Below are 24,457 nucleotides of genomic sequence, written 5' to 3'. Positions count from 1 at the left end.
GCCCCGGGCTTTCCCCGGGGCCGCGCGGTGCGTCAGGCGCGGCGGACGGTGAACTCGGCGCGCCGTACGCGCAGGACGGTCCGCCCGCCCTCCGTCGACACGCGCGCGCCGTCGCACACCGCTCTGCCCTCCACCGCGACCACGGACTCCCCGACCACCGACTCCCCGGCCACCGGCTCCCCGCCGTCACCGCCATCCCCGCCGAGCGCGCCGAGCGCGCGGAAGGTCGCCCGGCCATCGGCGACGCCGGTCAGTTCCGCCGTCGCGTACGCGATCCGGAGCCCACCCGCCGTGAGTCCGAGCGGCAGCATCGCCGCCGTACGCCCGGGCAGACGCAGCCTCTCCCCGCCGAAGAGGGGTTTGCCGTGTTCGGTGACCGTGAAGTCCTGGCCGTAGCCGGAGGAGACGTTGAAGGCGTGCAGCAGCCGTCCGCGCTCGCCGTCCGCCGTCGTCAGCAGGAAGACTCCCGGGTCGGTCGCGCTGTGCCGGAGGGCGGGGGCGGCGTCCAGCGCGCGGAAGGCGCGGCCCCAGAAGGTCAGATCGCACTGGTAGTCCGTGGTGATCACCACCGCCCGGCCCCGGCCCACGGGGATGTCGAAGCCGCAGCCCTTGCCCGTGGAGAGCTCGCGCAGCACCGTCGTACCGCGCGCGGGCGCGCACAACTGGGCGCGTGAGAGCCGTACTTCCGGGAGGGGCGCCGCCCAGCCGTGGGCGGTGACCGAGAGCCAGAAGCGGTTCGCGTCCGTCATCGTTTCGCCGGCCGTGAGCCCCAGCGCCTCCGCGAGCACCGTGCACCGCCGGTCGGCCATGTCCTTGACCGGGAGCCTGCCGGACAGCAGCAGCTTCCCGCCCGCTTCGAGATAGCGGACCAGTCGGCGCTGGAGCTCCGCCCCCAGATGCTCGCCCGTCGCCAGCGCGAGCACCGGTACGCGCGCCGGATCGAGGTCGCCCGCCTGGAGGTTCACGCTCCGGTAGCGGAAGCCGCCGAGGAGCATCGCGCGGGCCAGCGAGCCCCGGGGACCGGCGCCGCGCGTGTTCACCGCTTCGTCCAGCACGCGCTGGACCGATGCGAGCTTCGGCGGGTGGTATTCGGTCAGATAGTGATCGGGTACGAACCCGAGCGCCACGTCGTCGTAGGTCGTCCGCATCGGCGCGAGCACTTCGGCCGGCCCGCCCATGGCACGTACCGTACGCCGCGTGGCCGCGTAGCTGACCCCGGGTCGGCCCTCCGGATCGACCGGTGCCGCGAAGCCGTGCCGCTCGCCGGTGATGCCGATGCGGTCGTTCCCGTCGCCCGCCGGCTTGTCGAGCTTCGGGTTGAACCCGCCCGCGAACAGGTAGTAGTTGATCATTTTCGCGCCCTGTGCGACACAGAGCCGGGTCTTCAGATCGACGCCGGACGGGCTGGTCTGACTGTCCATGTTCTGCCCGTAGTCGGCGTGCCCCGCGTCGAACTCCAGCGCCGTGACGGGTTGATCCTTGTCGTTGACCGCGTCCATGAACGCATTGATCAGATACAGGTCGGTGACGTTGCGCAAGGTCAGATCACCCAGATAGAAGTCCGCGCCGGAGATCGTCCCCTCGACCCCCGCGTAGGTCTCCATCAGCTGGCTGATTCCGATGGGGAACGGCTCGGCGCGGCTGTCGGAGGTGCCGTGGATGTTGATGACGAACGGGACGCCCGTGACACCGTGCGTCTCGGCGGCCCGGCGCAGCTCGGTGACGTACCGCGCGAAGCGTCCCCGCATGAACCGGCCCAGATCGTGCATCAGGGCCGCGCCGTACGCGTCCTCGGGGTTGCGGATGGCCTTGCGCCGCCCGGCCGGGTCCGCGCCGGCGAACGGGTAGCGGTCCGCCAGACCGTCCCCGTACTCCTCGCGCAGCCAGCCGTCGAAGTCGGCCGTCAGATGGTCCGTCAGATCGGGCGAGTTGCTGACCCAGGCCAGCATGCCGATCTCGTTGTCCAGTTGCACGGAGACGACGGGGCCGCCTCTGCCGCGCAGCCGTTCCGCGAGCACCGGCATCACCCCCGCGTACCAGCGGCGCGCCTCCTGGAGGAAGGCGGGCGCGAGATAGTCGACGGTGGGGGTGGTGGCGGGGGCGTCGTACCAGCCGGTGGAGACGATCTCCGGGTGGTCCTCGCGCACCCGGTCGGGGACGCCCTCGCCCTTGAGTTCGGCCATGGTGAAGGGGCCGGGGCGGGCGATGAAGAGGAAACCGTTGCGGTGGCAGAGATCGATGAAGGCGCCGAGGTCGCGCTCGGGGCGGGTGCGGCCGGTGACATCGATGGTGCCGTCCGGGAGTTCGTGCCACATCCAGGGGATGTACGAGGCGATGGTGTTGAGGCCGGCGGCCTTCGCCCGGTCGAGCCGTGACTGCCAGTCCGCCCGCTTCAGCCGGAAATAGTGGATCTCACCGGCGAGGACGAGCGCGGGGTCGCCGTCGATGAGGAGCTGTTTGTCCCGGTACGAGACGGAGCCGGCCGGGGCCGGCCCGGCGGGCGCGCCCCGCGCCGCCTGCGCCGCGTACGCGGCCGGGGCGGCCGGTGCGGACAGGCCCGCGGTGGCGAGTGTGCCGAGGGCGGCGCCGCCCAGGACCGTGCGGCGGCGTGGTGCGGGGACATGCGTCATGGCGTCGTACTTCCTCAGTGGAAGAGAACGGGTGGCGGCTCTTCGGAAGGCGGCTCTCCTGTGGGGAACGGGTGGCGGCTCCTCGGAGCGGATGGCAGCATGTATGCGCTGCCTGTATGCGCATACAGAACCCTGGGGCAGGCTTCTCAACACCCACAAGAGTCCGCCTGGTTACGCTTCCGTAACGGGAAGAGCCCTCCACCGCAAGGGAAAGGCCGTACCGCCCCCATGACTCCGTTCCGCCCCGCCCCCGCCTGGCTGGCCGACGCCGTCTTCTACCAGATCTATCCACAGTCGTTCGCCGACTCCGACGGCGACGGCATCGGTGACTTCGCCGGCATCACCGGACGCCTCGACCATCTCGCCTGGCTGGGCGTGAACACGGTCTGGCTCAACCCCTGTTTCGCCTCACCCTTCCGCGACGCCGGATACGACGTCAGCGACTACCTCTCCGTCGCGCCCCGCTACGGCACCGACGACGACCTCGCCCGGCTGGTGGCCGAGGCCCGCAGGCGCGGCATACGCGTCCTGCTCGACCTCGTCGCCGGACACACCTCCGACCAGCACCCCTGGTTCACCGCCTCCGCCGACGACCCACGGGACCACCGCTACATCTGGGCCGATTGGGCCGATCCCCACACCACGCACACCGGATCCGGGACGGACGCGCCCCCGCCCGCCGGGTTCGTGGCCTCGCCCGGCACCCGCCCCGGCGCCTATCTGCCGAACTTCTTCGACTCGCAGCCCGCGCTCAACTTCGGGTACGCGCGCAGCGATCCGGCCGAGCCCTGGCGCCAGGCCCCCGACGCCCCCGGGCCTCGGGCCAACCGCGCCGCCCTGCGCGAGGTCATGGGCCACTGGCTCGGTCTCGGACTGGCCGGATTCCGCGTCGACATGGCCGCCTCGCTCGTCAAGGACGACCCCGGACAGACCGAGACCCGCGCGCTCTGGACGGAGCTGCGCCACTGGCTCGACGCCGCCCATCCCGAGGCGGTCCTGCTCGCCGAGTGGGGCGACCCTGCCGTCTCGGTCCCCGCCGGGTTCCACACGGACTTCTTCCTCCAGTTCGGCGGCCCGGCCGAGGGGCGTCCGCTGCGCTCCCTGTGGAACAACCGTCAGGGCACCGACAACGACGGCTGGGACCCGGTCGACTGCTTCTTCGACCCCGGCGGCAAGGGCTCACCGAGCGTCTTCGTGGACGCCTGGCGTGAGGCCGTCTCCGTCATCGGCGACGGCGGCCATGTCGCCCTGCCCACCGCGAACCACGACTTCGCGCGCCTCAACTGCGGCCCGCGTACGGCAGAACAGCTCCCCGCCGCCTTCGCCTTCCAGCTCACCTGGCCGACGCTGCCGGCGATCTACTACGGCGACGAGATCGGCATGCGCTTCATCCCCGGCCTGCCCGACACCGAGGGCAGCGTGCTGGGCCCGCGCTACAACCGGGCGGGCTCCCGCACCCCCATGCAGTGGGACGACAGCCCGAACGCGGGCTTCTCGGCCGTCTCCGCCCCGGACAGCCTCTACCTCCCCCTCGACCCGAGCCCCGACCGCCCTACGGTCGCCGCCCAACGGGCCGACGAGGGCTCGCTGCTCCATCTCGTACGCCGGCTGATCGCCCTGCGCCGGGCGACGCCGGAACTCGGCCCGGCGGGCGGTGTCGAGGTGCTCCACTCCGGCTACCCGTTCGTCTACGTCCGGGGCGGGCGCCATCTCGTCGTCGTCAACCCGCGCGCGACCCCGGCCGGCTTCACGGCGGACGCCCTCGACACCACGTACGCACGCGCACTCGAAGTCTCCGGCGTGGCGGTGGACGGCCGCGCGATCACGGCCCAGGGCTTCGCGTACGGGGTGTTCGACCTCACACCCGGGGAGCAGGCCGGCTGAGCCGCGGCCCCGGCCGGCCAGTCAGCCCGCCAGGGCTCCCGTCCGCCGCTCCGTCGTCGCGATCGTCGCCGACCCGACCACGCGCGTGCCGTCGTACAGCACGATCGCCTGGCCGGGCGCCACGCCGCGTACGGGCTCCTCGAAGCGGACGTGGAGCGTGCCGTCGGTCAGCTCCGCCGTCACCGCCGTCTCGCCGCCGTGGGCGCGCAGCTGGGCGGTGTAGGCGCCGGGGCCGGTGGGGGCCGTGCCGCACCAGCGGGGCTTGCGGGCGGTCAGCGCCATGACGTCCAGCGCGGCGGCCGGGCCGACCGTCACGGTGTTGTCGACCGGGGAGATGTCCAGTACGTAGCGCGGCTTGCCGTCGGGGGCCGGGTGGCCGATGCGCAGGCCCTTGCGCTGGCCGATGGTGAAGCCGAACGCGCCGTCGTGGCTGCCCACCTTCGTACCGGACTCGTCGACGATGTCGCCCTCCGCCCGGCCGAGCCGGTCCGCGAGGAAGCCCTGGGTGTCGCCGTCCGCGATGAAGCAGATGTCATGGCTGTCGGGCTTCTTCGCCACCGCCAGGCCCCGGCGCTCGGCCTCCGCGCGGATCTCGTCCTTGGTGGTGAGGGTGTCGCCGAGCGGGAACATCGCGTGGGCGAGCTGACGCTCGTCGAGAACTCCCAGTACGTACGACTGGTCCTTGGCCATGTCGCTCGCGCGGTGCAGCTCACGTGCGCCGTCGGGGCCCATGACGACCGTCGCGTAGTGGCCGGTGCACACGGCGTCGAAGCCGAGGGCGAGCGCCTTGTCGAGCAGCGCCGCGAACTTGATCTTCTCGTTGCAGCGCAGACACGGGTTGGGGGTGCGGCCGGCCTCGTACTCCGCGACGAAGTCCTCGACGACGTCCTCGCGGAAGCGCTCGGCGAGATCCCACACATAGAACGGGATCCCGATGACATCGGCGGCGCGGCGCGCGTCGCGGGAGTCCTCGATGGTGCAGCAGCCGCGCGCGCCGGTACGGAAGGACTGCGGATTCGCGGAGAGCGCGAGATGCACTCCGGTCACGTCGTGGCCCGCCTCGGCGGCACGGGCGGCGGCGACGGCTGAGTCCACGCCGCCCGACATGGCGGCGAGCACGCGAAGAGGGCGAGGGCGCTGGGAATTCTGAGTCATAGCCCAACCAGGGTACGGCCCGGGGGAACCACAGTCGCGCGAGTATGCGTTGACGATCACATGGGCGAGAACACACAGGGCACGACGGGCAGCGGCGCGGGCGGGAGCCATCGCGCGGGCGGGAGCCGTCGCGCGCCTACGGACAGTACGAAGGTCCGCCGCCGGGCGGTGCTGATCGGCGGCGCGGCGGCCGTGCTCGGCGGAGGCGTGCTCGCGCGGGAGGAGCTGGGGCACCTGTGGTACCGCGTTCCCGGCGTCGGGAAGCCGCGCAAGGAGGGTGAGCTGGACTACGCGGGCTCCGAGTGGGTGGCGGCGTCCTCGGCGAACTGGCGACGGGCGGACAGGCCGGACGACTACACGATCGACCGGGTGGTGATCCATGTCGTCCAGGGCAGCTATCAGGTCGCGCTGAAGGTCTTCCGCGACCCCGGCCATGGCGCCGCCTCGCACTATGTGGTCCGCAAGGACGGCCATGTGGCGCAGATGATCCGTGAGCTGGACGTGGCGTACCACGCGGGTAACCGTGAGTACAACGAGCGCTCCATCGGTATCGAGCACGAGGGCTGGGTGGACAACGCCGCGTCCTTCACGGACGCGATGTACCGCTCCTCGGCGCGGCTGACCGCCGACATATGCAGGCGGTACGCGATACCCGTCGACCGCGAGCACATCATCGGGCATGTGGAGGTCCCGGGCACGGACCACACGGACCCGGGGACGAAGTGGGACTGGGACCGCTACATGAAGTTCGTGGGGGACGCCTGAGCCCCGGGCCGACAGCCCTCGCAGGCCCCGGCCTCGCGGCCCCGGCCCCGCAGGCCCCGGCCGCCCGGAACCGGTACCGCACGGTGTACCCAGCACCACCCCCGCACTCGGGCCCTATGCCCAATGTGCCCGCCCTCCCCCGTCCGTAGCGTCACACCTGGGCGCAGAGAGCGTCCGAACGGGGAGGGAACACCATGTTTCGTCGTACGAGGACGACAGAGCGCGCCGGCAGCGCCGAGGCGCTGCGCCTGGTCAAGGTCCGCAAGGTCTACGGGTCCGCCGGGAACGCCGTGACCGCGCTGGACGATGTGTCGCTGAGCCTCCCCGCCGGGAGCTTCACCGCCGTCATGGGGCCCTCCGGCTCCGGCAAGTCGACCCTGTTGCAGTGCGCGGCCGGGCTCGACCGGCCGGACAGCGGGCTGGTCATGGTGGACGGCGCGGAGATGACCGGTGGCAGCGAGGCCGCGCTGACGAAGTTCCGCCGCCGCCGGATCGGCTTCGTCTTCCAGCAGTACAACCTGCTGCCCACGCTCACCGTGGAGCGGAACACCACCCTGCCGCTGAAGCTGGCCGGGCGCCACATCGACCGGGCACGGGCCGCGGAAATCCTCGCCCAGGTCGGTCTCGGCGACCGGCTGGCCCACCGGCCCGACCAGCTCTCCGGCGGTCAGCGCCAGCGCGTCGCCATCGCCCGCGCGCTGGTCACCGAGCCCGCCGTGATCTTCGCGGACGAGCCGACCGGCGCGCTGGACACCCGCAGCGCGCGGGACGTCCTGCTGCTGCTCCAGCGGACCGTACGGGCCCACGGCAGGACGGTCGTGATGGTGACGCACGACCCGGTCGCCGCCTCGTACGCCGACTCCGTGCTGTTCCTCGCGGACGGCCGGCTGGCCGGGCGGCTGACCGCGCCCACCGTGGACGCGGTCGCCGAGCGGCTGGCACATCTGGGGGACGTGGTGCACCAGGGCACGAACCGGGCGCACCACGGCCAGAACCCGGCGCACCACGACCTGACGGCCGGGGTGTGAGTCATGTTCTCGCTGGCCATGCGGTCCATCGCGACGCGTCCCGGGCGTTTCCTCGCCACCCTGCTGTCCGCCTTCCTGGGCGCGGCGATCATCATGGCGTTCCACTCGCTGCATGACACGGCGGGCGCCCAGGACGTCGACTCCGCCAGCGCGGAGACGCTCGCGCTGGTGGCGAACGTCGTCGGCGGTTACGGCGCCCTGCTGGTCTTCTTCGCCGTGGCGTCCACCCTGACCGTGAACGTACGGCAGCGCGGTACGGAGATCGCCCTGCTCCGCAGCACCGGCGCCACCCCGGCGCAGATCACGCGGATGATCGTGGGCGAATCGGCCGCGGTCGCCCTGGCCGGGGCGGTGCTCGCCATCGGTCCGGCGATGCTCGGCGGACGGGCGCTGCTGTCGGTGTTCCAGGACACCGGTCAGGTCGCGGACGGCGTCGCGTACGCCTTCGGGCCCATAGCGCTCGGTTCCGGTCTCGGCATCACGCTGCTGGCGGCGACGGGCGCCGCGTTCCTCGCGGTGCGCCGGGCGACGAAGGCCCTGGCGGGCGCGGCCGAGCCCCGGGGCCGGGGCAGGAACGCCGCGGGCGCCGCCGCGCTCGTCGCCGGGGCGGCGGGGGTGTGCGTCACGTTCACGGTGGAGCCGACGGCGCCCGCGCTGATGGCGGCACCGGCCTGCGGCGCCATCCTGCTCGCCGTCGGCCTCGCGTACTTCGCACCGGCGCTGCTGCGGGCCCTGCTGGGCGCGCTGGAGCGGCCCCTCACCGCGCTCACCGGTGCGAGCGGCTATCTGACCGTCCACACCATGCGCCACCGCGCCACGCGGCTGTCCGGCGTGCTGGTGCCGCTGACCCTCTTCACCGGTATCGCCACGGCCACGCTCACCATGCAGTCGCTGGAGAACGAGGCGATCGCGGCGTCCGGTCTCACCAGATCGGTCGAGGACAAGAACCTGGAGACCGTGAACCTGGTGGTCGTCGGCATCATCGTGGTCTTCTCCTGCGTCACGCTGATCAACAGCCTGTACGCGGCGACCTCGTACCGCCGCCGTGAGTTCGGTCAGCAGCGGCTCGCGGGGGCCACCCCGGGCCAGGTGCTGGGGATGGTCGGCGTCGAGGGGCTGGCGCTGACACTGACCGGGGTGTTCTTCGGCACGGTGGCGGGGCTCGCGGGGAGCGTGCCGTTCAGTCTGGTACGTACCGACGAGGTCCTGCCGGGCCAGGGGCCGGAGATCTGGCTCGGTGTCACGGCGGTCGCCGCCGCGGCGACGCTGGTCACCAGTGTCGGTACGGCCCGCAGGACACTGCGTACCCCGGCGGTGGAAGCGGTGGCGGCGCCGGCCTGAAGCCCACCGCCCCGCCCTCAGCTGAGGCCCGCGCTCCTGGCGCGGTCCACGGCCGGGCCGATGGCCTTCGCCACCGCCTCCACGTCCGCCGCCGTGGAGGTGTGGCCGAGGGAGAAGCGCAGGGTGCCCCTGGCCAGGTCGGGGTCGCTGCCGGTGGCCAGCAGCACATGACTGGGCTGGGCCACACCCGCCGTACAGGCGGAGCCCGTTGAGCACTCGATGCCCTGGGCGTCCAGCAGCAGGAGCAGCGAATCGCCCTCGCAGCCGGGGAAGCTGAAGTGCGCGTTGGCGGGCAGGCGGTGGCGCGGGTCGCCGCCGAGGACCGCGTCGGGGACGGCTGTACGTACCGCCTCGATCAGATCGTTCCGCAGGGCGCCGATGTCGCGGGCGAAGTCCTCGCGCCGTTCCGCGGCGAGCCTCCCCGCGACGGCGAAGGACGCGATCGCCGGGACGTCGAGGGTTCCGGAGCGCACATGCCGCTCCTGGCCGCCGCCGTGCAGCACGGGTACGGGGGTGTGCTGACGGCCCAGCAGAAGGGCGCCGATACCGTACGGGCCGCCGACCTTGTGGCCGGAGACGGTCATCGCGGCGAGCCCGGAGGCACCGAAGTCCAGCTCCGTCTGGCCGAGGGCCTGGACGGCGTCGGAGTGCAGGGGAATGCCGAACTCGGCGGCCACCTCGGCCAGTTCACGGACCGGCAGGATGGTGCCGATCTCGTTGTTGGCCCACATGACGGTGACGAGGGCGACATCCAGCGGGTTACTCGCGATGGCCTCGCGCAGCACCTCGGGAAGCACCCGGCCGTAGGCGTCGACCGGCAGATACTCGACGGTCGCGCCCTCGTGCTCCCCCAGCCACTCCACCGCGTCGAGGACGGCGTGGTGCTCCACGGGGCTGGCGAGCACCCTGGTCCTGGCCGGGTCGGCGGCGCGCCGGGACCAGTACAGGCCCTTCACGGCGAGGTTGTCCGCCTCCGTACCGCCCGAGGTGAACACCACCTCGCTGGGCCGTGCGCCAAGGGCCTCCGCGAGCGCTTCGCGGGCCTCCTCGACGGTACGGCGGGCCCGGCGCCCGGCGGCGTGGAGCGAGGAGGCGTTGCCGGCGAGGCCGAACTGGGCGGTCATCGCCTCGATCGCCTCCGGCAGCATCGGAGTGGTCGCGGCGTGGTCGAGGTAAGCCATGGTGGTCCCGATTCTACGAGCCGGGCCCCGCCGGGCACGCAGCCGGTCCGCCGCAACGCCCGGCGGACGGCTCCATGACGGCGGCCACCGCGCGGACCGGCGCCGGGCGCGTCACTCCCGGGGCGCGCGGGCCAGTTGACGCGACTGGGCCACCAGCCGGTCCGCGCTGTCCCAGACCTCCGCGTCCTCCTCCAGGAAACCACCGGCCAGATTGCGGGTACTGATCGCCACCCGGAGGGGGCCCGGCGCGGGACGGGAGCGGATGTGCGTGGTCAGTTCGACGGTCGGGGTCCAGCCCTTCAGCCCCAGATCGAAGGAGGTCGGCGGCAGGGCGTCCACGGTGAGGAGCAGCGAGTACGGATCGGCGTCGCGGCCGTCCGCAAACTCGAACCACGCGCGCATGTCGCCCTGTCCGGAGGGTGTGCCCACCGCCCAGCCGACCGTGGCCGGGTCGATCCGCATGGCGAGGCGGTCCAGCATCGAGAAGTCGCCGGGCGGCGGCGGGCCGACGTCCGTGCCGACGCACCGCTCCAGCGGCGGGATGGCGGGCGGCTTCGCGGCCGTCCGTACGTCGTCGGGCAGCGCGTCCAGATCCCCGTAGGAGCCGATGACCCGGAGCCGTTCGACCTCGCGGCCGTCCTCGCCGGTCTGGAAGAGGGACGCCTGTCCGGTGGAGAGCGTACGGCCGGTCCGTACGGTGACGGTACGCACCACGGCGGGGCCGGGCGTCGACGGCGTGAGGTAGTGGGCCGAGACGGCGAAGGGGTCGGAGTGCGGCAGCGCGTCACCGAGGGCGCGGCCTATCAGCGCCAGCAGATAGCCGCCGTTGGCGACGTTCATGATCGTCCAGCCCGGGGAGAGCTGTGCGTCGTAGACGCCCGGTTCGCGGACGGTGACGGCGGTACCGCGGTCGAACTCGCTGTCACCGATGGATGCCTGTGCCATGGCAAGTAACCGTACAACAGGATTGTACTAAGCGGTAGCTTACGAAGGCGTGGGCTCCTCGGCCGCGGCCGAGCGCCGGTTCCAGGCACGCGGCGCCCGCCAGTGGAACCGCATCGCGAGCAGTCGCAGGACGAACGCGGTCAGTACGGCGAAGGTGCTGGTCAGACCGTTGAGCGCGTCGAAGCGGATACAGAGCGCCACCATAGCGGCACCGACGATGGCCGGGACGGCGTACAGATCGCGGTCCCAGCGCAGCAGCGAGGGCACCTCATTGGCGAGGACGTCACGGAGCACACCACCGCCGACCGCCGTGGCCAGCCCGAGCGCCGCCGAGGCGGTGAGGCCGAGACCGTACTCGTACGCCTTGGTGGTGCCGGTGACACAGAAGAGACCGAGCCCCGCCGCGTCGAAGACATTGACCGCGCCCTGGATGCGTTCCACCTGGGGATGGAGGAAGAACACCAGCGCGGTGGCCACCAGTGGCATGGAGAAATAGCCGAGATCCGTGAAGGCGGCGGGCGGGACGGCCCCGATGATCAGGTCACGGAGCAGTCCTCCGCCCAGCGCGGTGATCTCGGCCAGTACCGCCATGCCGAAGACGTCGAAGTTCTTGCGTACGGCGAGCAGTGCGCCGGATATCGCGAAGACGAATATCCCGGCGAGGTCGAGCGCGTGCTGGACGGAGGGCGTGAAGAGGTCGTGGAACACTCGAACATTGTGCGGGATCGCCGGGACACGTCCCGAAGGACGGTCCCGGCCCCGAGCGCTCAGGGCCGGGGATCCCCTACTCCTTGGCCGGGCCTTCCGCGTCCTTGGAGGTCGCGTCACCTGTGACCGGCGCCTCGGCGGCGGCGTCGGCGGAGGCCGCGTCGGCGGCCGGTGTCTTTGCCGCCAGCTCCACCGTCTCCCGCGCCGCCACCGACACCGTGTCCTGCGGACGCTGGTCGGGGGCGTTCTCCGGGTGGTGGCAGGCCGCCTGGTGGCCGGGCGCCAGCTGGATCAGCGGCGGCTCGGTCGTCTTGCAGATCTCCGTCGCCTTCCAGCACCGGGTGTGGAACCGGCACCCGGCCGGCGGCGAGATCGGCGACGGCACATCGCCCTTGAGCAGGATCCGGTCGCTCTTCCCACCGCGCCTGCTCGGATCGGGCACCGGCACGGCCGAGAGCAGCGCCTTCGTGTACGGGTGCTTCGGCGACTCGTACAGCGACGTACGGTCGGCCAGCTCGACGATCTTGCCGAGGTACATCACCGCGATCCGGTCCGAGACATGGCGGATGACCGAGAGGTCATGCGCGATGATCACGTACGTCAGACCCAGCTCGTCCTGGAGGTCGTCCAGCAGGTTCACCACCTGCGCCTGGATCGACACGTCCAGCGCCGAGACCGGCTCGTCCGCGACGACCAGCTTCGGGTTGAGCGCCAGGGCGCGGGCGATGCCGATGCGCTGGCGCTGGCCGCCGGAGAACTCGTGCGGGTAGCGGTTGTAGTGCTCGGGGCTGAGGCCCACCAGCTCCAGCAGCCGCTGCACCTCCTTCTTCACGCCGCCCTCGGGCTCGATGCCCTGGAGCTTGAAGGGGGTGCTGACGATCCCGCCGATGGTGTGGCGCGGGTTCAGCGAACCGTACGGGTCCTGGAAGATCATCTGTACGTCGCGGCGCATCGGCCGCAGCGCTCCGGCGGACAGATGCGTGATGTCCCGGCCCTCGAACTCGACCTTTCCGCCGGTCGGTTCGAGCAGTCGCGTGATCAGCCGGCCCATGGTCGACTTGCCGCAGCCCGACTCGCCGACCACGCCCAGGGTCTCACCGGGGCGCACGTCGAAGGAGAGTCCGTCGACCGCCTGGACCGCTCCGACCTTGCGCTTCAGCAGACCCTTGGTGATCGGGAAGTGCTTGACCAGGCCGGTGACCTTGAGGATCGGCTCGGGTCCCGAACCGTCGGCCCCGGACGCGGACCCGGCCCCCGACTCCTGCTCCGGAATCTTCTTCTTCAGCTCAGTCACAGCTTCGGCGCAATCTCTTCGGTCCAGATCTGTTCCCGCTCCGCCGCTGACATGTGGCAGGCGGAGAAGTGCCCGTCGGTGATCTCCCTCAGGTCCGGACGCTCGGTGCGGGTGAGGTTGTCCTTGGGGACGTCCGCGTACGGGCAGCGCGGATGGAAGGCGCAGCCCGACGGGACGTTGATCAGACTGGGCGGGGTTCCCTTGACCGGCACCAGCCGGTCGGTCTGCTCCCGGTCGATGCGCGGCATCGAACCGAGCAGGCCCCAGGTGTAGGGGTGCTGCGGCTGGTAGAAGACCTTCTCGGCGGAGCCGCGCTCGATACAGCGCCCCGCGTACATCACCAGCAGGTCGTCCGCGATCTCGGCGACGACGCCGAGGTCGTGGGTGATGATGACGACCGCCGAGTGGAACTCCTTCTGGAGGTCCCGGATGAGGTCGAGGATCTGCGCCTGGACGGTCACGTCCAGGGCGGTCGTCGGCTCGTCGGCGATCAGCAGCTCGGGGTTGTTCACCAGCGACATGGCGATCATCGCGCGCTGGCGCATACCGCCGGAGAACTGGTGCGGATAGTCGTTGTAGCGCCGGGCCGGCTCGGGGATCCCGACCCGGTCGAGCATCTCGATGGCCCGCTTCTTGGCGGTCTTCTTGTCGACCTTGTTGTGGACGCGGTGCGCCTCCACGATCTGCGCGCCGATGCTGTAGTACGGGTGCAGCGCGGACAGCGGGTCCTGGAAGATCATCGACATCTTGTGGCCGCGCAGTTCGCGCACCCGCTCGGGGCCCGCGCCGATCAGCTCCTCGCCGTCCAGCCAGATCTCGCCGGAGATGCGGGCGCGCTCGGAGTTGTGCAGCCCCATGATGCCCAGTGATGTCACGGACTTCCCGGAGCCGGACTCACCGACGATGCCGAGGGTCTTGCCGGCTTCGAGGTCGAAGCTGACGCCGTCGACGGACTTCACGAGGCCGTCGTCGGTGTCGAAGTGGATACGGAGGTCCCGTACGGACAGGAACTTCCGGTCGGCGCCGGAGCTCTCGCCGCCGGCCGGGCCCGCGTCCGTGTCCGTCTTGCGCACGTCGCTCATGAGAGCCTCACCCGGGGGTCGATCGCGGCGTACACGAGGTCCACCAGCAGATTGCAGAAAACGATGAAGAAGGCGGCGACCAGCGTCACACCCATCACGATGGGCAGGTCGCTCTTGGTCACGCCCTGGATGGCGTACGCGCCCATCCCCTGGAAGGAGAAGACGCGCTCGGTGATGACCGCGCCGCCCAGGAGCAGCGCGAAGTCCATGCCGAAGATGGTGACGAGCGGGGTCAGTGCGGCGCGCAGGCCGTGCTTGACGACCACCTGACGCTCTCGCAGACCCTTCGCCCGCGCGGTTCTGATGTAGTCCTCGCCCATGGTCTCCAGCATCCCGGCGCGGGTGAGCCGCGCGTAGAGGGCGGAGTACAGGAAGGCGAGGGTGCACCAGGGAAGGATGAGGTTCCACGCCCATTCGCCGGGGTTCTCGGAGAAGGGCACGAACTCAAGGTTCTCCCAGATCGTCCAGTGGAAGCTGAACAGGGCGAGGGAGACCAGGCCGGTGAAGAACATCGGCAGCGAGACGCCGGCCAGGGCGATGCCCATGGTCAGCCGGTCGAAGATCGAGCCCCGCTTGAGCGCGGAGAGGACGCCGATCGCGACACCGGAGACGACCCAGATGACCGCCGCGCCGATGGCCAGCGAGAAGGTGACCGGGATGCGCTGAAGGATCTCGGGCCAGACCTCGACATGTGTCTTGAAGGAGTAGCCGAAGCACGGCGCGTGGCACACCGAGGGGTTGGGGCCGAGGTTGTACTCGGCGCCGACCACGATGGCCTTGATGAAGTGCCAGTACTGAAGGTAGAGCGGATCGTCCAGCCCCAGGTTCGCCTTGATGGCGGCGATGGCGGCGGGATCGGCGCCCTTACCGACGTACTGGGCGGCCAGTGAGTCGGTCGTCTGGCCGCCCAGCCGGGGCACCAGGAAGAAGATCGCGAACGTGACTGCGCTGACCACCAGCAGCAGCAACACCGCGGCGAATACGCGTCGGATGATGTACGCAGCCACAGCCGTGCGGTGTCGGGTCGTACGGGCGGGGTGCGCCCGTACGACCCGACACCTTCACCTGCCTTTCGGGGGGTGCTGTTTGATGTAACAGGTGTTACTGAATGTGTTACCGAACGTGCTCTGAGGGTCCTGCGGACCTACTGTCCCGCGGACTTACTTGGACGAGCCCATCAGCACGTAGTCGTACATACCGAGGTACGACTCGGCGACGGTGACGTTGGTCGCCGACTCCGGGCGGTAGAGCAGGTTCTTGCGGTAGAAGAGCGGAACCGCCGAGGCGTTCTCCATGACCAGCTTGTCGACCTCGCCCCACTTGTCACCGCGGGCGGTGGCGTCGAGGGTGCCGATACCGTCGGTCAGCGCCTTGTTGATCGCCGGGTCGTTCAGCTCCATCAGGTTCGTGCCACCGGACGGCTTGATGGCCGAGCCGTTCACGATCTGGTCGAGGAAGCCGTACCCGGTGGGCCAGTCGGCACCCCAGGCCATCATCATCAGACCGGCGTTGTTGTCGTGGACCCACTTGGGCGAGCCCGCGAAGTCGGTGAAGTACTTGTCCGCCGGGAACTGCTTGATGTCGGCGGTGATGCCGATCGCCTGCAGGCTCTGCTGGATCTGCGTCGCGGCCAGGACCTCGTCGGGACGGTCGGAACGCGCCGTCAGCGAGGTCTTGAAGCCCTTCGGCTGGCCGCACTTGGTGAGCGCTTCCTTGGCCTTGGCGGCGTCGCCCTTGTTGCCCGCGGTCGGGTACAGGTCGAACTTCTTGTACCCGGCGACCGACGGCGGGATCATCGTGGAGGCGGGCTCGCCCTTGACCGAACCGCCGATGGCGTCGACCACACCGGCCTTGTTCACGGCGTACTGCACGGCCTTGCGGCAGTCGATGTTGTCGAACGGCTTCACCTTGACGTTCATCGCCAGGTACTGGAGCGCGCCCGCGTACGGGTTGTCCGTCTTGGCCTTCTCGGCGGCCTTGACGAGCACCTTCGGCTGCGTCTTGGACTGGAGCCCGGTGCCGCCGATGTCCGCGGTGATCGAGTCGCTGAGCAGGTGCTCGTCGATCGTCGAGGCGTTGACGTTGAACTTCAGCTCGATCTTGTCGGGCAGCGCCTTACGGATCGGGTCGCTCGCCGGGTCCCACTCGGGGTTGCGGGAGAGCGTCGCGCCGCGGCTCTCGCTGTACGAGTCGAACTTGTACGGGCCCGAGGACACGATGTTCTGGACGTACTCGGCGCCCTTGTCGGCCTTCTGCGGGACCGGGGCCGTCTGCGAGAACGCGGCCAGGTAGTCCATGTCCGCGAACGGCTTGTTCAGCTTGAAGGTGATCGTGTACTTGTCCGGGGTCTCGATGGACTTGAGGCCCCCGGGCGACTTGTCCTTGTACGGACCCTTGTACTTCTCGCCACCCTCCAGGTACGCCTTGAAGTACGTCGGGCCGTTGGACAGGGCCTCGGGCGCGAAGTTCGAGCGCTCGATGGCGTACTTGACGTCCGCGGAGGTGACTTCGGTGCCGTCCTGGAACTTGACGCCCTTGCGGAGCGTGTAGGTCCAGGTCTTGGCGTCCGCGCTGCCCTTGCCGAGCGAGGTGGCCAGGTCGGGAACGACCTGCAGGCCCTCCTTGCCGGCGGCCGGCTTGAACGTCACCAGGGAACGGCCGTACAGGCGGGAGAAGTTCTGCACCCAGCCGTAGTACGTGTTGCCCGGGTCCAGGGAGTCCGGGCCACTGGAGTGCTCGTACGTGACCGTTCCCCCCTTCTTGGTGCTGGCGTTGACGATGCTGCTCAGTCCGGCATCGGCCTTCGCGCTGCCGCCCCCACTGCCGTCGTTGTCCTTGCTGTCACCACTGCCGCAGGCGGTCGCACCGAGTGCCAACGCCAGCGTGACGGCTATGGCCGATGCTGTCTTTCTGCTGTTCACCTGAGGAAAGCCCCCTCGATCGATGGTGCGGCGAGGCCGCGATTACTTGCCACGGGGGTCGAGTGCGTCACGCAGCCCGTCCCCCAGCAGATTGAAGGCCAGCACGGTGACGAAGATCGCCATGCCAGGAATGATCATGAACATCGGGTCGACCTGGTACAGGTCGACCGCGGTGGACAGCATGCCGCCCCACGAGGACTGCGGCGGGGCGATACCGACGCCGAGGAAGCTCAGGGAAGCCTCGAAGAGGATGTTGGTGGGAATCAGCAGCGTCGAGTAGACGAGGATCGGCGCGATCAGGTTGGGCAGCAGCTCCCGGAAGAGGATGAACGGGCCGCGCGCGCCGAGCGACCGCGCCGCCTCCACGAACTCCCGCTCCCGCAGGCTGAGTGTCTGCGCGCGCACGATCCGGCCGATGTAGGGCCAGCTGAAGAAGCCGATGACGAAGATCAGTACGGCGATGCGCAGCGAGAGCCCTTCGAGCCCGAACACGCTGCCCTGGAGCGACGCGGAGATCGAGATCGCGAAGAGGAGCAGCGGGAAGGCGAGGAAGGTGTCCATCATGCGGCTGATCGCGCTGTCGACCCAGCCGCCGTAGAAGCCCGCCACGACACCCATCACGACGCCGATGACGACGGAGAGCAGCGTGGACCCGGCCGCGACGACCAGGGAGACCCAGGAGCCCTCGATGATGCGGGCCAGGATGTCCCGGCCCGTCTGCGGTTCGACACCCAGGGGGTGATCCCAGCTGATCCCGCCGAAGCTGCCCTTGGGCGCGAGCAGCACGGGGTCGACGAGGTCCTGGTTGAAGGCGTTGGGGTCAAGACCGAAGACCGACTGGATCGGTTTGGAGAGTACGGCGACAAGGACCAGCAGGATCACGACGACGCCGCCCACCATGGCGACCTTGTCCCGCTTGAAACGCGTCCACGCGATCCGGCCGAGCGAACGGCCCTCGATCTGCTTGCCCCCGGCGCCTTCCAGCACCGCTTCCGGCTGCGCCTGCGCCGCCGACCCGGTGGTCTCGATAGGTGCCGTCATTGCGCTGGAGACCCCTCTCGGCCGACGGTGGCCGGCCCATGACCGCCGCTGTAGCGGCTCTTTCACTTCGTATGTCGCATGGTGGTCCCCCGGAAAATGTGGGGGGAGCCGCTTCAGTCAGCGCATCGCACACTAGGCCGAGTCCACCTGCTGCAGGGAGTCTTCAGTCCTTTCGCGATCACCCGCCAGCCCCCCTGGGGAATGTTTGCTCAACCGTGATGCGATCCGAGGGTTACCGTTATCCGGACGTTGCGATCTTCTCAGCGGACCATCTCGGCCACTATTCCCCCAGATCGGACATGACGCCCAACTGCCCCCATGGGGCATGGAACTGGTGCACGCGCGCCGTGACGCGGCGTCGCACCCGCGCGGTACCGCCGCGCGGTTCCGCTCAGTATGCGCGGGTGGCCGGCGGCGGGTAGCCGTATCCCGAAGACGGCGCGGGCGCGGCATGCGCCTCGCGGTCGTAGAAGGGCCTGGTGTTGGCGCGCAGCCACATCGTGACCGGGTCGGACTCGTCGGACATCGCGACCGTCGAGACCGGCAGTCCGTCCGGGACCGCGGCGATCGACTGCCGCATCATCGTGCGTACGGAGTCGACGGAGGCCGGGCTCGTGTCGTACAGGTCGAGGCCGATCGCGAGATACGGGGCGCCGAGGGCCGGCTGCACCCAGGCACGGCGCAGGGAGCGCACGGCGGGCGTGCGGTGCGCGTTCTGGGTGAGCTGGGCGTAGAACTGCGGGAGTTCGATGGCGGGCTCGGAGAGCCTGAGCGGTCCCGCGGGCATCCGGTCGAGACCGGTGGCGATCCGGCGCAGATCGAGCCAGGGGATACCGACACCGCCGCCGGGAGCGTGCGGATTGAGCCAGATCCCCCAGCGGTCGGGGTAGAGGGCGCGGGCGATGTCGCGCCCCGAGACCACTTCGTGGGCCCGCGTCCAGCCGCTGACCGCCAGTTCCTGGGCGGAGGTGACGCACGGGGCGTACCCCAGGCCGTCGATCTCCATGTTGCCGTACTGGGCCTCGGGCGATCCGGCGCGGCCGTGCCAGAGCAGCATCCAGACACTGTCGTCGGCGAGCGCCTGGAGCAGCGCCTCGTACGCGTCGTAACGTCCTGGCGTCACCTGGCGCAGCATGTGCTCGACCTGCCCGGCCGCCGCGGTGCCTGACGCGCTCACTCTGGGTCCCGCCCCTCTTCGATCCACCACTCGTCCAGCCCCCCGAAGTCCGCGCGTCCCCGCACGCCCGGCGCGGTCCGCCGCGGGAAGGGCGACCCACCGGGCACACAGTGCGGCGGCCCAGCCATCAAACCAGCTTAGAGGGGCTTCCTGACACAGACTTGACGACCGGCGCGCCCGCCGTGAGGGCGCGGGCGTGGCCGGTCTCTTTCCCTGTCCTGCCCGTGGTTCCCGGCCCGTACCGACTGCCCGTTCCTCGCGCCGCTATGCGTGTGCGCGCTGATAGAACGGCCGCACCCGCTCCAGCAGCCAGTCGCCGACCGGGTCCTGGGCCACGTCCAGCAGGACGAGATTGACGGGCCAGTCCACCGCCACCCGGCCGAGCGCCCGGCCGAGCGCGTCCATGGGGGCGTTACGGTCCGGGGCCTCCCAGGAGGAGAGCTGGACTCCGATGAAGAGCGCGGGGGGCTCGCCCTCGACGCTGGCGAGCGCGCGGCGGGCGGAGAGCACCACGCCGGACGCCTCGAACTCGGCCGCGGCGGCGGAAAGGAACTCGACCGGATCCTCCTTCCAGTCCGGCTGGAAGAGCCGCACCCGGCCGCCGCTCGCCGGGCCGTCGAGCGGCGTACGCCCCACCCGGCACAGCTCGGCGACGGCCGGCGGCGGCAGTGGCATCCCGACGGCGCCGCCCGGGTTCACCGCGATACCGAGTTGCGGGGGCAGCCCCCGGGCGAAGTCACGGGCGGGGGCGACGGTGAAGGCCATGTGGGCGCCGACGCACTGGAGGAACTGCTGCTCGGAGCTGAAGACCGGGACATACGGGACGCCCTCTATCTCCAGGGTCGGCAGATCGAGGTCGGGGCTGTCGGGACCGCCGCCCTGGGGCAGCGGTACCCAGACCTCACTGCGCCCCAGGACCTCGACCAGCCGTGCTCCCGCCGCGTCGGCGCCGAGCGAGGCTCCAAGCACCTCTTCCAGCTCGTTGCCCGGCCATGCTGTGTTCACCGTGCTCTCCTTCGCCACCCTCGCCCCCGCGGCAGCACCTTAGACGAGTGAGTCCGAAGTCCCGCCTGCCCGGGGGCGCTCAATCCGCCGCCCGCGCGGCCGGGAACGCGATCCGCTCCAGCGCCGCCGCCGCGTCCCGGTCCAGGAGGACCGCCGAGGCGCAGCCCCGGGGGAGCCGCCCGGTCTCGGCGTCGGCGAGCAGGCGGCGGACCGCGCGGCGGTGCCGGGCGAAGGCGTAGCCGGACACCCCCCGGCCGCGCTCCCGCTGACCCTCGCGCGCCACCTCGGGCGAGACGTCCAGAAGGACGAGATGGAGCCGGCGGCCACGTCTGCGGGCCTCACGGGCCAGCCGGCGCCGTACCCACGTCTGCGTACCGCAGTCGTGGACGACGACGCTCTCGCCGGAGCCCAGCGCGCGCCACAGGCCCGCGTAGTGCGCTATCCGGACGAGCGGGCGGTAGACGGCGTAGGGCAGGGCGCCCGGCAGCCGGCGGGCCCAGCGGTCTCTGGCGTCCTGGGAGTCGATCCCTGTCGCCTCGGCGGCCCGCCGGATCAAGGTCGACTTGCCGCTGCCCGGCAGCCCGGAGACGACCACCAGATCGCCTTCGGCGAAGACAAGGCTCTTCGTACCGCTCGTACCGCGCCCTCGCGCACCCCCCGCCGCGGTGGGGCCCCGCCCCCGCAGATCGCGGACGATCCGCGCGACGCGAGCCGCGCCGTCCCGGGCCGCGCCGTCCCGGGCGGGTGCGCCGGGCCCTGCGGCTGTGCCCGTCTGTGCCGGCACCCCCGTGGTCGTCGCGTACGTTCCGGACCCCTTCGACATCATCGCCGTCCCCCTGTCAGCTCAGTCGGCCTGGCCCATGACCCTTGCCCAAGAAGTGTAAAGAAATGGTAATGCGTCACAAGCTTTTTGCTGGGGACGGCGAGTTGCGGACCGGGCGTCCCGCTCGGCGGTGATGCGTGCGATGATGTGCCCGCCAACTGCATACCGGCCGTTTGAATCCGCGCGGGAGAGTCCCGGTCACCGTGTGCGCCGGGCGCCGAAGGAGCAAGTTCCTCCCTTGAATCTCTCAGGCCCCGTACCGCGTGGATGAGGCAGATCTGAAAAGCGGGCCGCGCTTCCGCGGCTCCACCCAAGGTGCAAGTCATGACCGCCCTCCTACGGGTGGCCGTGATGAACCTCTCAGGTTCCGATGACAGATGGGGAGGATCGTCCTCGCCGTCATGCCCTGGGAGTCACACCGATGAGCCATGTCCCCCCGAGCAGCACCAGCACGCCCGGCCCCAGCACCCCCGCCGCCCCCGGCACCCCGCGTCTCACCGCCCTCGACGCCACGCACCGCGCGCTGGGCGCGACCATGACCGACTTCGCGGGCTGGGACATGCCGCTGCGGTACGGGAGCGAGCGCGACGAGCACCACGCCGTCCGCACCCGTGCCGGTCTGTTCGACCTCTCCCACATGGGTGAGATCACCGTCTCGGGACCGGCGGCCGGCGACCTCCTCGACTACGCGCTGGTCGGCAATATCGGCGCCGTCGCCGTGGGCCGCGCCCGCTACACCATGATCTGCCGGGAGGACGGCGGGATCCTGGACGACCTGATCGTCTACCGCCTCGGCGAGGACACCTTCATGGTCGTCGCCAACGCCTCCAACGCCCAGACCGTGCTGGACGCGCTGACCGCCCGCGCCGAGGGGTTCGACGCGGCGGTACGCGACGACCGCGACGCGTACGCGCTGCTGGCGGTCCAGGGTCCCGAGTCCCCGGGCATCCTGAAGTCGCTGACCGACGCCGATCTGGACGGGCTCAAGTACTACGCGGGCCTGCCGGGCACCGTCGCCGGTGTTCCCGCGCTGATCGCGCGTACCGGCTACACCGGCGAGGACGGCTTCGAGCTGTTCGTCGAGCCCCGGTACGCCGAGCGGCTGTGGCAGGCGCTGACCGAGGCCGGCGCGGGCGTCGGTCTGGTGCCCTGCGGGCTGTCCTGCCGCGACACGCTCCGTCTTGAGGCCGGAATGCCGCTGTACGGGAACGAGCTGTCCACCGCCCTGACCCCGTTCGACGCCGGCCTCGGCCGGGTCGTGAAGTTCGAGAAGACCTCGAACGGCGGCGCCTTCGTCGGCCGTGAGGCCCTTCGGGCCGCCGCCGAGCGCGCCGCGTCCGCCCCGCCCCGCAAGCTCGTCGGCCTGATCGCCGAGGGCCGCCGGGTCCCGCGCGCCGGGTACCAGGTGGTCGCGGGCGGCGCCGTCGTGGGCGAGGTCACCTCGGGCGCCCCCTCCCCGACCCTGGGCAGGCCGATCGCCATGGCATACGTCGACGCCTCGCACGCGGCGCCCGGCACGGCGGGCGTCGGGGTCGACATCCGCGGCTCCCACGAGCCGTACGACGTCGTGGCGCTGCCGTTCTACAAGCGTCAGAAGTGATACGGACTTCAGCACGCCCCTCGGTCGGGTCCCTGACCCGGGCGCCGTCTCGGTCCGTAAGACAGCTGTTCCGCACCACACCCCCGCGTACAGGAGAATTCAGGTCATGAGCAACCCCCAGCAGCTGCGCTACAGCAAGGAGCACGAGTGGCTGACGGCCGCCGAGGACGGCGTGTCGACGGTCGGTATCACGGAGTACGCGGCGAACGCCCTCGGCGATGTCGTGTTCGCCCAGCTTCCCGAGGTCGGTGACACGGTGACCGCGGGCGAGACCTGCGGAGAGCTGGAGTCCACCAAGTCCGTCAGCGATCTGTACGCCCCGGTGACCGGTGAGGTCACCGAGACGAACCAGGATGTCGTGGACGACCCCTCACTGGTGAACTCCGCCCCGTTCGAGGGCGGTTGGCTGTTCAAGGTACGCGTCGCGCAGGAGCCCGATGACCTGCTCAGCGCCGATGAGTACACAGAGTTTTCCGGCAACTGAGACCCCAGGGACCGTGATGTCTTCGAAGTCGCTTCTGAACGCCTCGCTCCATGAGCTCGACCCCGACGTCGCCGCCGCCGTCGACGCCGAACTCCACCGTCAGCAGTCCACGCTCGAAATGATCGCCTCGGAGAACTTCGCTCCGGTCGCGGTCATGGAGGCGCAGGGCTCCGTGCTGACCAACAAGTACGCCGAGGGCTACCCCGGCCGCCGCTACTACGGCGGCTGCGAGCACGTCGATGTGATCGAGCAGATCGCCATCGACCGGGTGAAGGCGCTCTTCGGCGCCGAGCACGCGAACGTACAGCCGCACTCCGGCGCCCAGGCGAACGCGGCGGCGATGTTCGCGCTGCTCTCCCCCGGCGACACGATCATGGGTCTGAACCTCGCCCACGGCGGGCACCTGACCCATGGCATGAAGATCAACTTCTCCGGCAAGCTCTACAACGTCGTCGCGTACCACGTCGACGACAAGACCGGCCAGGTCGACATGGCCGAGGTCGAGCGGCTGGCCAAGGAGTCCCGTCCGAAGCTGATCGTGGCCGGCTGGTCGGCGTACCCCCGCCGGCTGGACTTCGCCGCCTTCCGCCGGATCGCGGACGAGGTCGGCGCGTATCTGATGGTCGACATGGCGCACTTCGCCGGTCTGGTCGCCGCGGGCCTGCACCCCAACCCGGTGCCGCACGCGCATGTCGTCACGACCACCACGCACAAGACCCTCGGCGGTCCGCGCGGCGGTGTGATCCTCTCCACCAAGGAACTGGCGAAGAAGATCAACTCCGCGGTCTTCCCCGGCCAGCAGGGCGGCCCGCTGGAGCATGTCATCGCGGGCAAGGCGGTCTCCTTCAAGGTGGCGGCCACGGACGAGTTCAAGGAGCGCCAGCAGCGCACCCTGGACGGCGCCCGGATCCTCGCCGAGCGGCTGGTTCAGCCGGACGTCGCCGAGGCGGGCGTCTCCGTACTCTCCGGCGGTACGGACGTCCACCTCGTACTCGTCGATCTGCGCGACTCCGAGCTGGACGGCCAGCAGGCCGAGGACCGGCTCCACGAGATCGGCATCACGGTCAACCGGAACGCCGTCCCGAACGACCCGCGCCCCCCGATGGTCACCTCGGGTCTGCGGATCGGTACGCCCGCGCTGGCCACCCGCGGCTTCACCGTCGAGGACTTCACCGAGGTCTCCGAGATCATCGCGGCGGCCCTGAAGCCCTCCTTCGACCGCGAGGCGCTGGCCGGCCGGGTCACCGCGCTGGCCGAGAAGCACCCGCTGTACCCGGGCCTGTAGTCATCCGTACGGCCTGAGTTACGGGGCACCGCGCACACTGGACCGTGCGGCGCGGTGCCCCGCACCACGTTCCCCCGCGTGTCACCGTCATCTCTGCACCACCCCGGC

20 protein-coding genes and 1 riboswitch are annotated in these 24,457 nt (G+C 70.6%); of the genes, 7 read left to right on the top strand and 13 right to left on the bottom strand.

Annotated elements, in window-relative coordinates; translation table 11 throughout:
- Positions 1–32: 32 nt before the first annotated feature.
- Positions 33–2,630, bottom strand: a complete 2,598-nt coding sequence (locus tag ACFRMN_RS20670; protein ID WP_383021525.1) for a beta-galactosidase — start codon at positions 2,628–2,630, stop codon at positions 33–35.
- A 228-nt stretch (positions 2,631–2,858) separates the two neighbouring features.
- On the opposite strand from ACFRMN_RS20670, the gene ACFRMN_RS20665 reads away from it, so the two are divergent.
- Entirely contained in the window at positions 2,859–4,514 is a 1,656-nt protein-coding gene (locus ACFRMN_RS20665) for an alpha-amylase family glycosyl hydrolase (RefSeq protein WP_383021523.1), read from the top strand.
- Between the two features lie 21 nt (positions 4,515–4,535).
- On the opposite strand, the gene mnmA is transcribed toward ACFRMN_RS20665, so the two are convergent.
- Entirely contained in the window at positions 4,536–5,669 is a 1,134-nt protein-coding gene (gene mnmA / locus ACFRMN_RS20660; RefSeq protein WP_383021521.1) for a tRNA 2-thiouridine(34) synthase MnmA, read from the bottom strand.
- Positions 5,670–5,729: 60 nt separating this feature from the next.
- On the opposite strand from mnmA, the gene ACFRMN_RS20655 reads away from it, so the two are divergent.
- The 3 genes from ACFRMN_RS20655 to ACFRMN_RS20645 all read left to right on the top strand — a co-directional run bounded on the left by ACFRMN_RS20655 (position 5,730) and on the right by ACFRMN_RS20645 (position 8,803).
- The gene (locus tag ACFRMN_RS20655) at positions 5,730–6,434 is read left to right on the top strand and encodes an N-acetylmuramoyl-L-alanine amidase (RefSeq protein WP_383021519.1); all 705 of its coding nucleotides are present in this window, start codon (positions 5,730–5,732) and stop codon (positions 6,432–6,434) included.
- Between the two features lie 194 nt (positions 6,435–6,628).
- Positions 6,629–7,462 (top strand): ABC transporter ATP-binding protein, encoded by an 834-nt coding sequence (locus ACFRMN_RS20650; RefSeq protein ID WP_383021517.1) that lies wholly within the window; start codon positions 6,629–6,631, stop codon positions 7,460–7,462.
- A 3-nt stretch (positions 7,463–7,465) separates the two neighbouring features.
- Entirely contained in the window at positions 7,466–8,803 is a 1,338-nt protein-coding gene (locus tag ACFRMN_RS20645; RefSeq protein WP_383021515.1) for an FtsX-like permease family protein, read from the top strand.
- Between the two features lie 17 nt (positions 8,804–8,820).
- Here ACFRMN_RS20645 and ACFRMN_RS20640 read toward each other — a convergent pair whose 3' ends face one another.
- The 11 genes from ACFRMN_RS20640 to ACFRMN_RS20590 form a co-directional block, all read right to left on the bottom strand.
- Positions 8,821–9,984 (bottom strand): cysteine desulfurase family protein, encoded by a 1,164-nt coding sequence (locus ACFRMN_RS20640; protein WP_383021513.1) that lies wholly within the window; start codon positions 9,982–9,984, stop codon positions 8,821–8,823.
- A gap of 111 nt (positions 9,985–10,095) precedes the next feature.
- Positions 10,096–10,929, bottom strand: coding sequence for a thioesterase family protein (locus ACFRMN_RS20635; protein ID WP_383021511.1), 834 nt, complete (start codon positions 10,927–10,929; stop codon positions 10,096–10,098).
- Positions 10,930–10,968: 39 nt separating this feature from the next.
- On the bottom strand, positions 10,969–11,637 hold the full coding sequence (locus tag ACFRMN_RS20630) for a trimeric intracellular cation channel family protein (RefSeq protein WP_383021509.1): 669 nt from the start codon (positions 11,635–11,637) through the stop codon (positions 10,969–10,971).
- A gap of 76 nt (positions 11,638–11,713) precedes the next feature.
- Entirely contained in the window at positions 11,714–12,931 is a 1,218-nt protein-coding gene (locus ACFRMN_RS20625) for an ABC transporter ATP-binding protein (RefSeq protein ID WP_383021507.1), read from the bottom strand.
- Positions 12,928–14,013 carry an ABC transporter ATP-binding protein gene (locus ACFRMN_RS20620; protein WP_383021505.1) on the bottom strand — a complete coding sequence of 362 codons (1,086 nt, stop codon included), beginning with the start codon at positions 14,011–14,013 and terminating at the stop codon, positions 12,928–12,930. Before ACFRMN_RS20620 ends, ACFRMN_RS20625 begins: the two co-directional genes overlap by 4 nt.
- Positions 14,010–15,020, bottom strand: coding sequence for an ABC transporter permease (locus tag ACFRMN_RS20615; RefSeq protein WP_383021504.1), 1,011 nt, complete (start codon positions 15,018–15,020; stop codon positions 14,010–14,012). Before ACFRMN_RS20615 ends, ACFRMN_RS20620 begins: the two co-directional genes overlap by 4 nt.
- Positions 15,021–15,173: 153 nt before the next feature.
- Positions 15,174–16,934: an ABC transporter substrate-binding protein gene (locus ACFRMN_RS20610; protein WP_383021502.1), complete on the bottom strand. Its 1,761-nt coding sequence runs from the start codon at positions 16,932–16,934 to the stop codon at positions 15,174–15,176.
- Positions 16,935–16,976: 42 nt separating this feature from the next.
- A complete protein-coding gene (locus tag ACFRMN_RS20605) occupies positions 16,977–17,975 on the bottom strand; it encodes an ABC transporter permease (RefSeq protein ID WP_383021500.1) in 999 nt (332 codons plus the stop codon).
- Positions 17,976–18,366: 391 nt separating this feature from the next.
- Positions 18,367–19,152 (bottom strand): enhanced serine sensitivity protein SseB C-terminal domain-containing protein, encoded by a 786-nt coding sequence (locus ACFRMN_RS20600; RefSeq protein WP_383021498.1) that lies wholly within the window; start codon positions 19,150–19,152, stop codon positions 18,367–18,369.
- A gap of 264 nt (positions 19,153–19,416) precedes the next feature.
- A complete protein-coding gene (locus tag ACFRMN_RS20595; protein WP_383021496.1) occupies positions 19,417–20,157 on the bottom strand; it encodes an enhanced serine sensitivity protein SseB in 741 nt (246 codons plus the stop codon).
- Positions 20,158–20,236: 79 nt separating this feature from the next.
- On the bottom strand, positions 20,237–20,983 hold the full coding sequence (locus ACFRMN_RS20590) for an AAA family ATPase (RefSeq protein WP_383021494.1): 747 nt from the start codon (positions 20,981–20,983) through the stop codon (positions 20,237–20,239).
- Between the two features lie 171 nt (positions 20,984–21,154).
- Positions 21,155–21,252, top strand: a riboswitch (glycine riboswitch).
- Between the two features lie 149 nt (positions 21,253–21,401).
- Here ACFRMN_RS20590 and gcvT point away from each other — a divergent pair.
- The 3 genes from gcvT (at position 21,402) to glyA (ending at position 24,349) form a co-directional block, all read left to right on the top strand.
- Complete coding sequence (gene gcvT, locus ACFRMN_RS20585) at positions 21,402–22,580, top strand: glycine cleavage system aminomethyltransferase GcvT (RefSeq protein WP_383021492.1); 1,179 nt, start codon at positions 21,402–21,404, stop codon at positions 22,578–22,580.
- A 106-nt stretch (positions 22,581–22,686) separates the two neighbouring features.
- Complete coding sequence (gcvH, locus tag ACFRMN_RS20580) at positions 22,687–23,064, top strand: glycine cleavage system protein GcvH (RefSeq protein WP_383021490.1); 378 nt, start codon at positions 22,687–22,689, stop codon at positions 23,062–23,064.
- 16 nt (positions 23,065–23,080) lie between these two features.
- On the top strand, positions 23,081–24,349 hold the full coding sequence (gene glyA, locus ACFRMN_RS20575) for a serine hydroxymethyltransferase (protein ID WP_383021488.1): 1,269 nt from the start codon (positions 23,081–23,083) through the stop codon (positions 24,347–24,349).
- The last annotated feature ends 108 nt before the right edge of the window (positions 24,350–24,457 follow it).

The organism is Streptomyces sp. NPDC056835 (assembly GCF_042789485.1).
Taxonomy (GTDB): domain Bacteria; phylum Actinomycetota; class Actinomycetes; order Streptomycetales; family Streptomycetaceae; genus Streptomyces.
The sequence above is the reverse complement of the archived record's forward strand: the minus strand, read 5'-3'. Positions and strand labels throughout refer to the sequence as shown.

Bases quoted from the DNA above. Each gene is read 5' to 3' on its own strand.
- ACFRMN_RS20670 (WP_383021525.1), bottom strand. From the start codon at position 2,630: ATGACGCATGTCCCCGCACCACGCCGCCGCACGGTCCTGGGCGGCGCC.
- ACFRMN_RS20665 (WP_383021523.1), top strand. From the start codon at position 2,859: ATGACTCCGTTCCGCCCCGCCCCCGCCTGGCTGGCCGACGCCGTCTTC.
- mnmA (WP_383021521.1), bottom strand. From the start codon at position 5,669: ATGACTCAGAATTCCCAGCGCCCTCGCCCTCTTCGCGTGCTCGCCGCC.
- ACFRMN_RS20655 (WP_383021519.1), top strand. From the start codon at position 5,730: ATGGGCGAGAACACACAGGGCACGACGGGCAGCGGCGCGGGCGGGAGC.
- ACFRMN_RS20650 (WP_383021517.1), top strand. From the start codon at position 6,629: ATGTTTCGTCGTACGAGGACGACAGAGCGCGCCGGCAGCGCCGAGGCG.
- ACFRMN_RS20645 (WP_383021515.1), top strand. From the start codon at position 7,466: ATGTTCTCGCTGGCCATGCGGTCCATCGCGACGCGTCCCGGGCGTTTC.
- ACFRMN_RS20640 (WP_383021513.1), bottom strand. From the start codon at position 9,984: ATGGCTTACCTCGACCACGCCGCGACCACTCCGATGCTGCCGGAGGCG.
- ACFRMN_RS20635 (WP_383021511.1), bottom strand. From the start codon at position 10,929: ATGGCACAGGCATCCATCGGTGACAGCGAGTTCGACCGCGGTACCGCC.
- ACFRMN_RS20620 (WP_383021505.1), bottom strand. From the start codon at position 14,013: ATGAGCGACGTGCGCAAGACGGACACGGACGCGGGCCCGGCCGGCGGC.
- ACFRMN_RS20605 (WP_383021500.1), bottom strand. From the start codon at position 17,975: ATGACGGCACCTATCGAGACCACCGGGTCGGCGGCGCAGGCGCAGCCG.
- ACFRMN_RS20590 (WP_383021494.1), bottom strand. From the start codon at position 20,983: ATGATGTCGAAGGGGTCCGGAACGTACGCGACGACCACGGGGGTGCCG.
- gcvT (WP_383021492.1), top strand. From the start codon at position 21,402: ATGAGCCATGTCCCCCCGAGCAGCACCAGCACGCCCGGCCCCAGCACC.
- gcvH (WP_383021490.1), top strand. From the start codon at position 22,687: ATGAGCAACCCCCAGCAGCTGCGCTACAGCAAGGAGCACGAGTGGCTG.
- glyA (WP_383021488.1), top strand. From the start codon at position 23,081: ATGTCTTCGAAGTCGCTTCTGAACGCCTCGCTCCATGAGCTCGACCCC.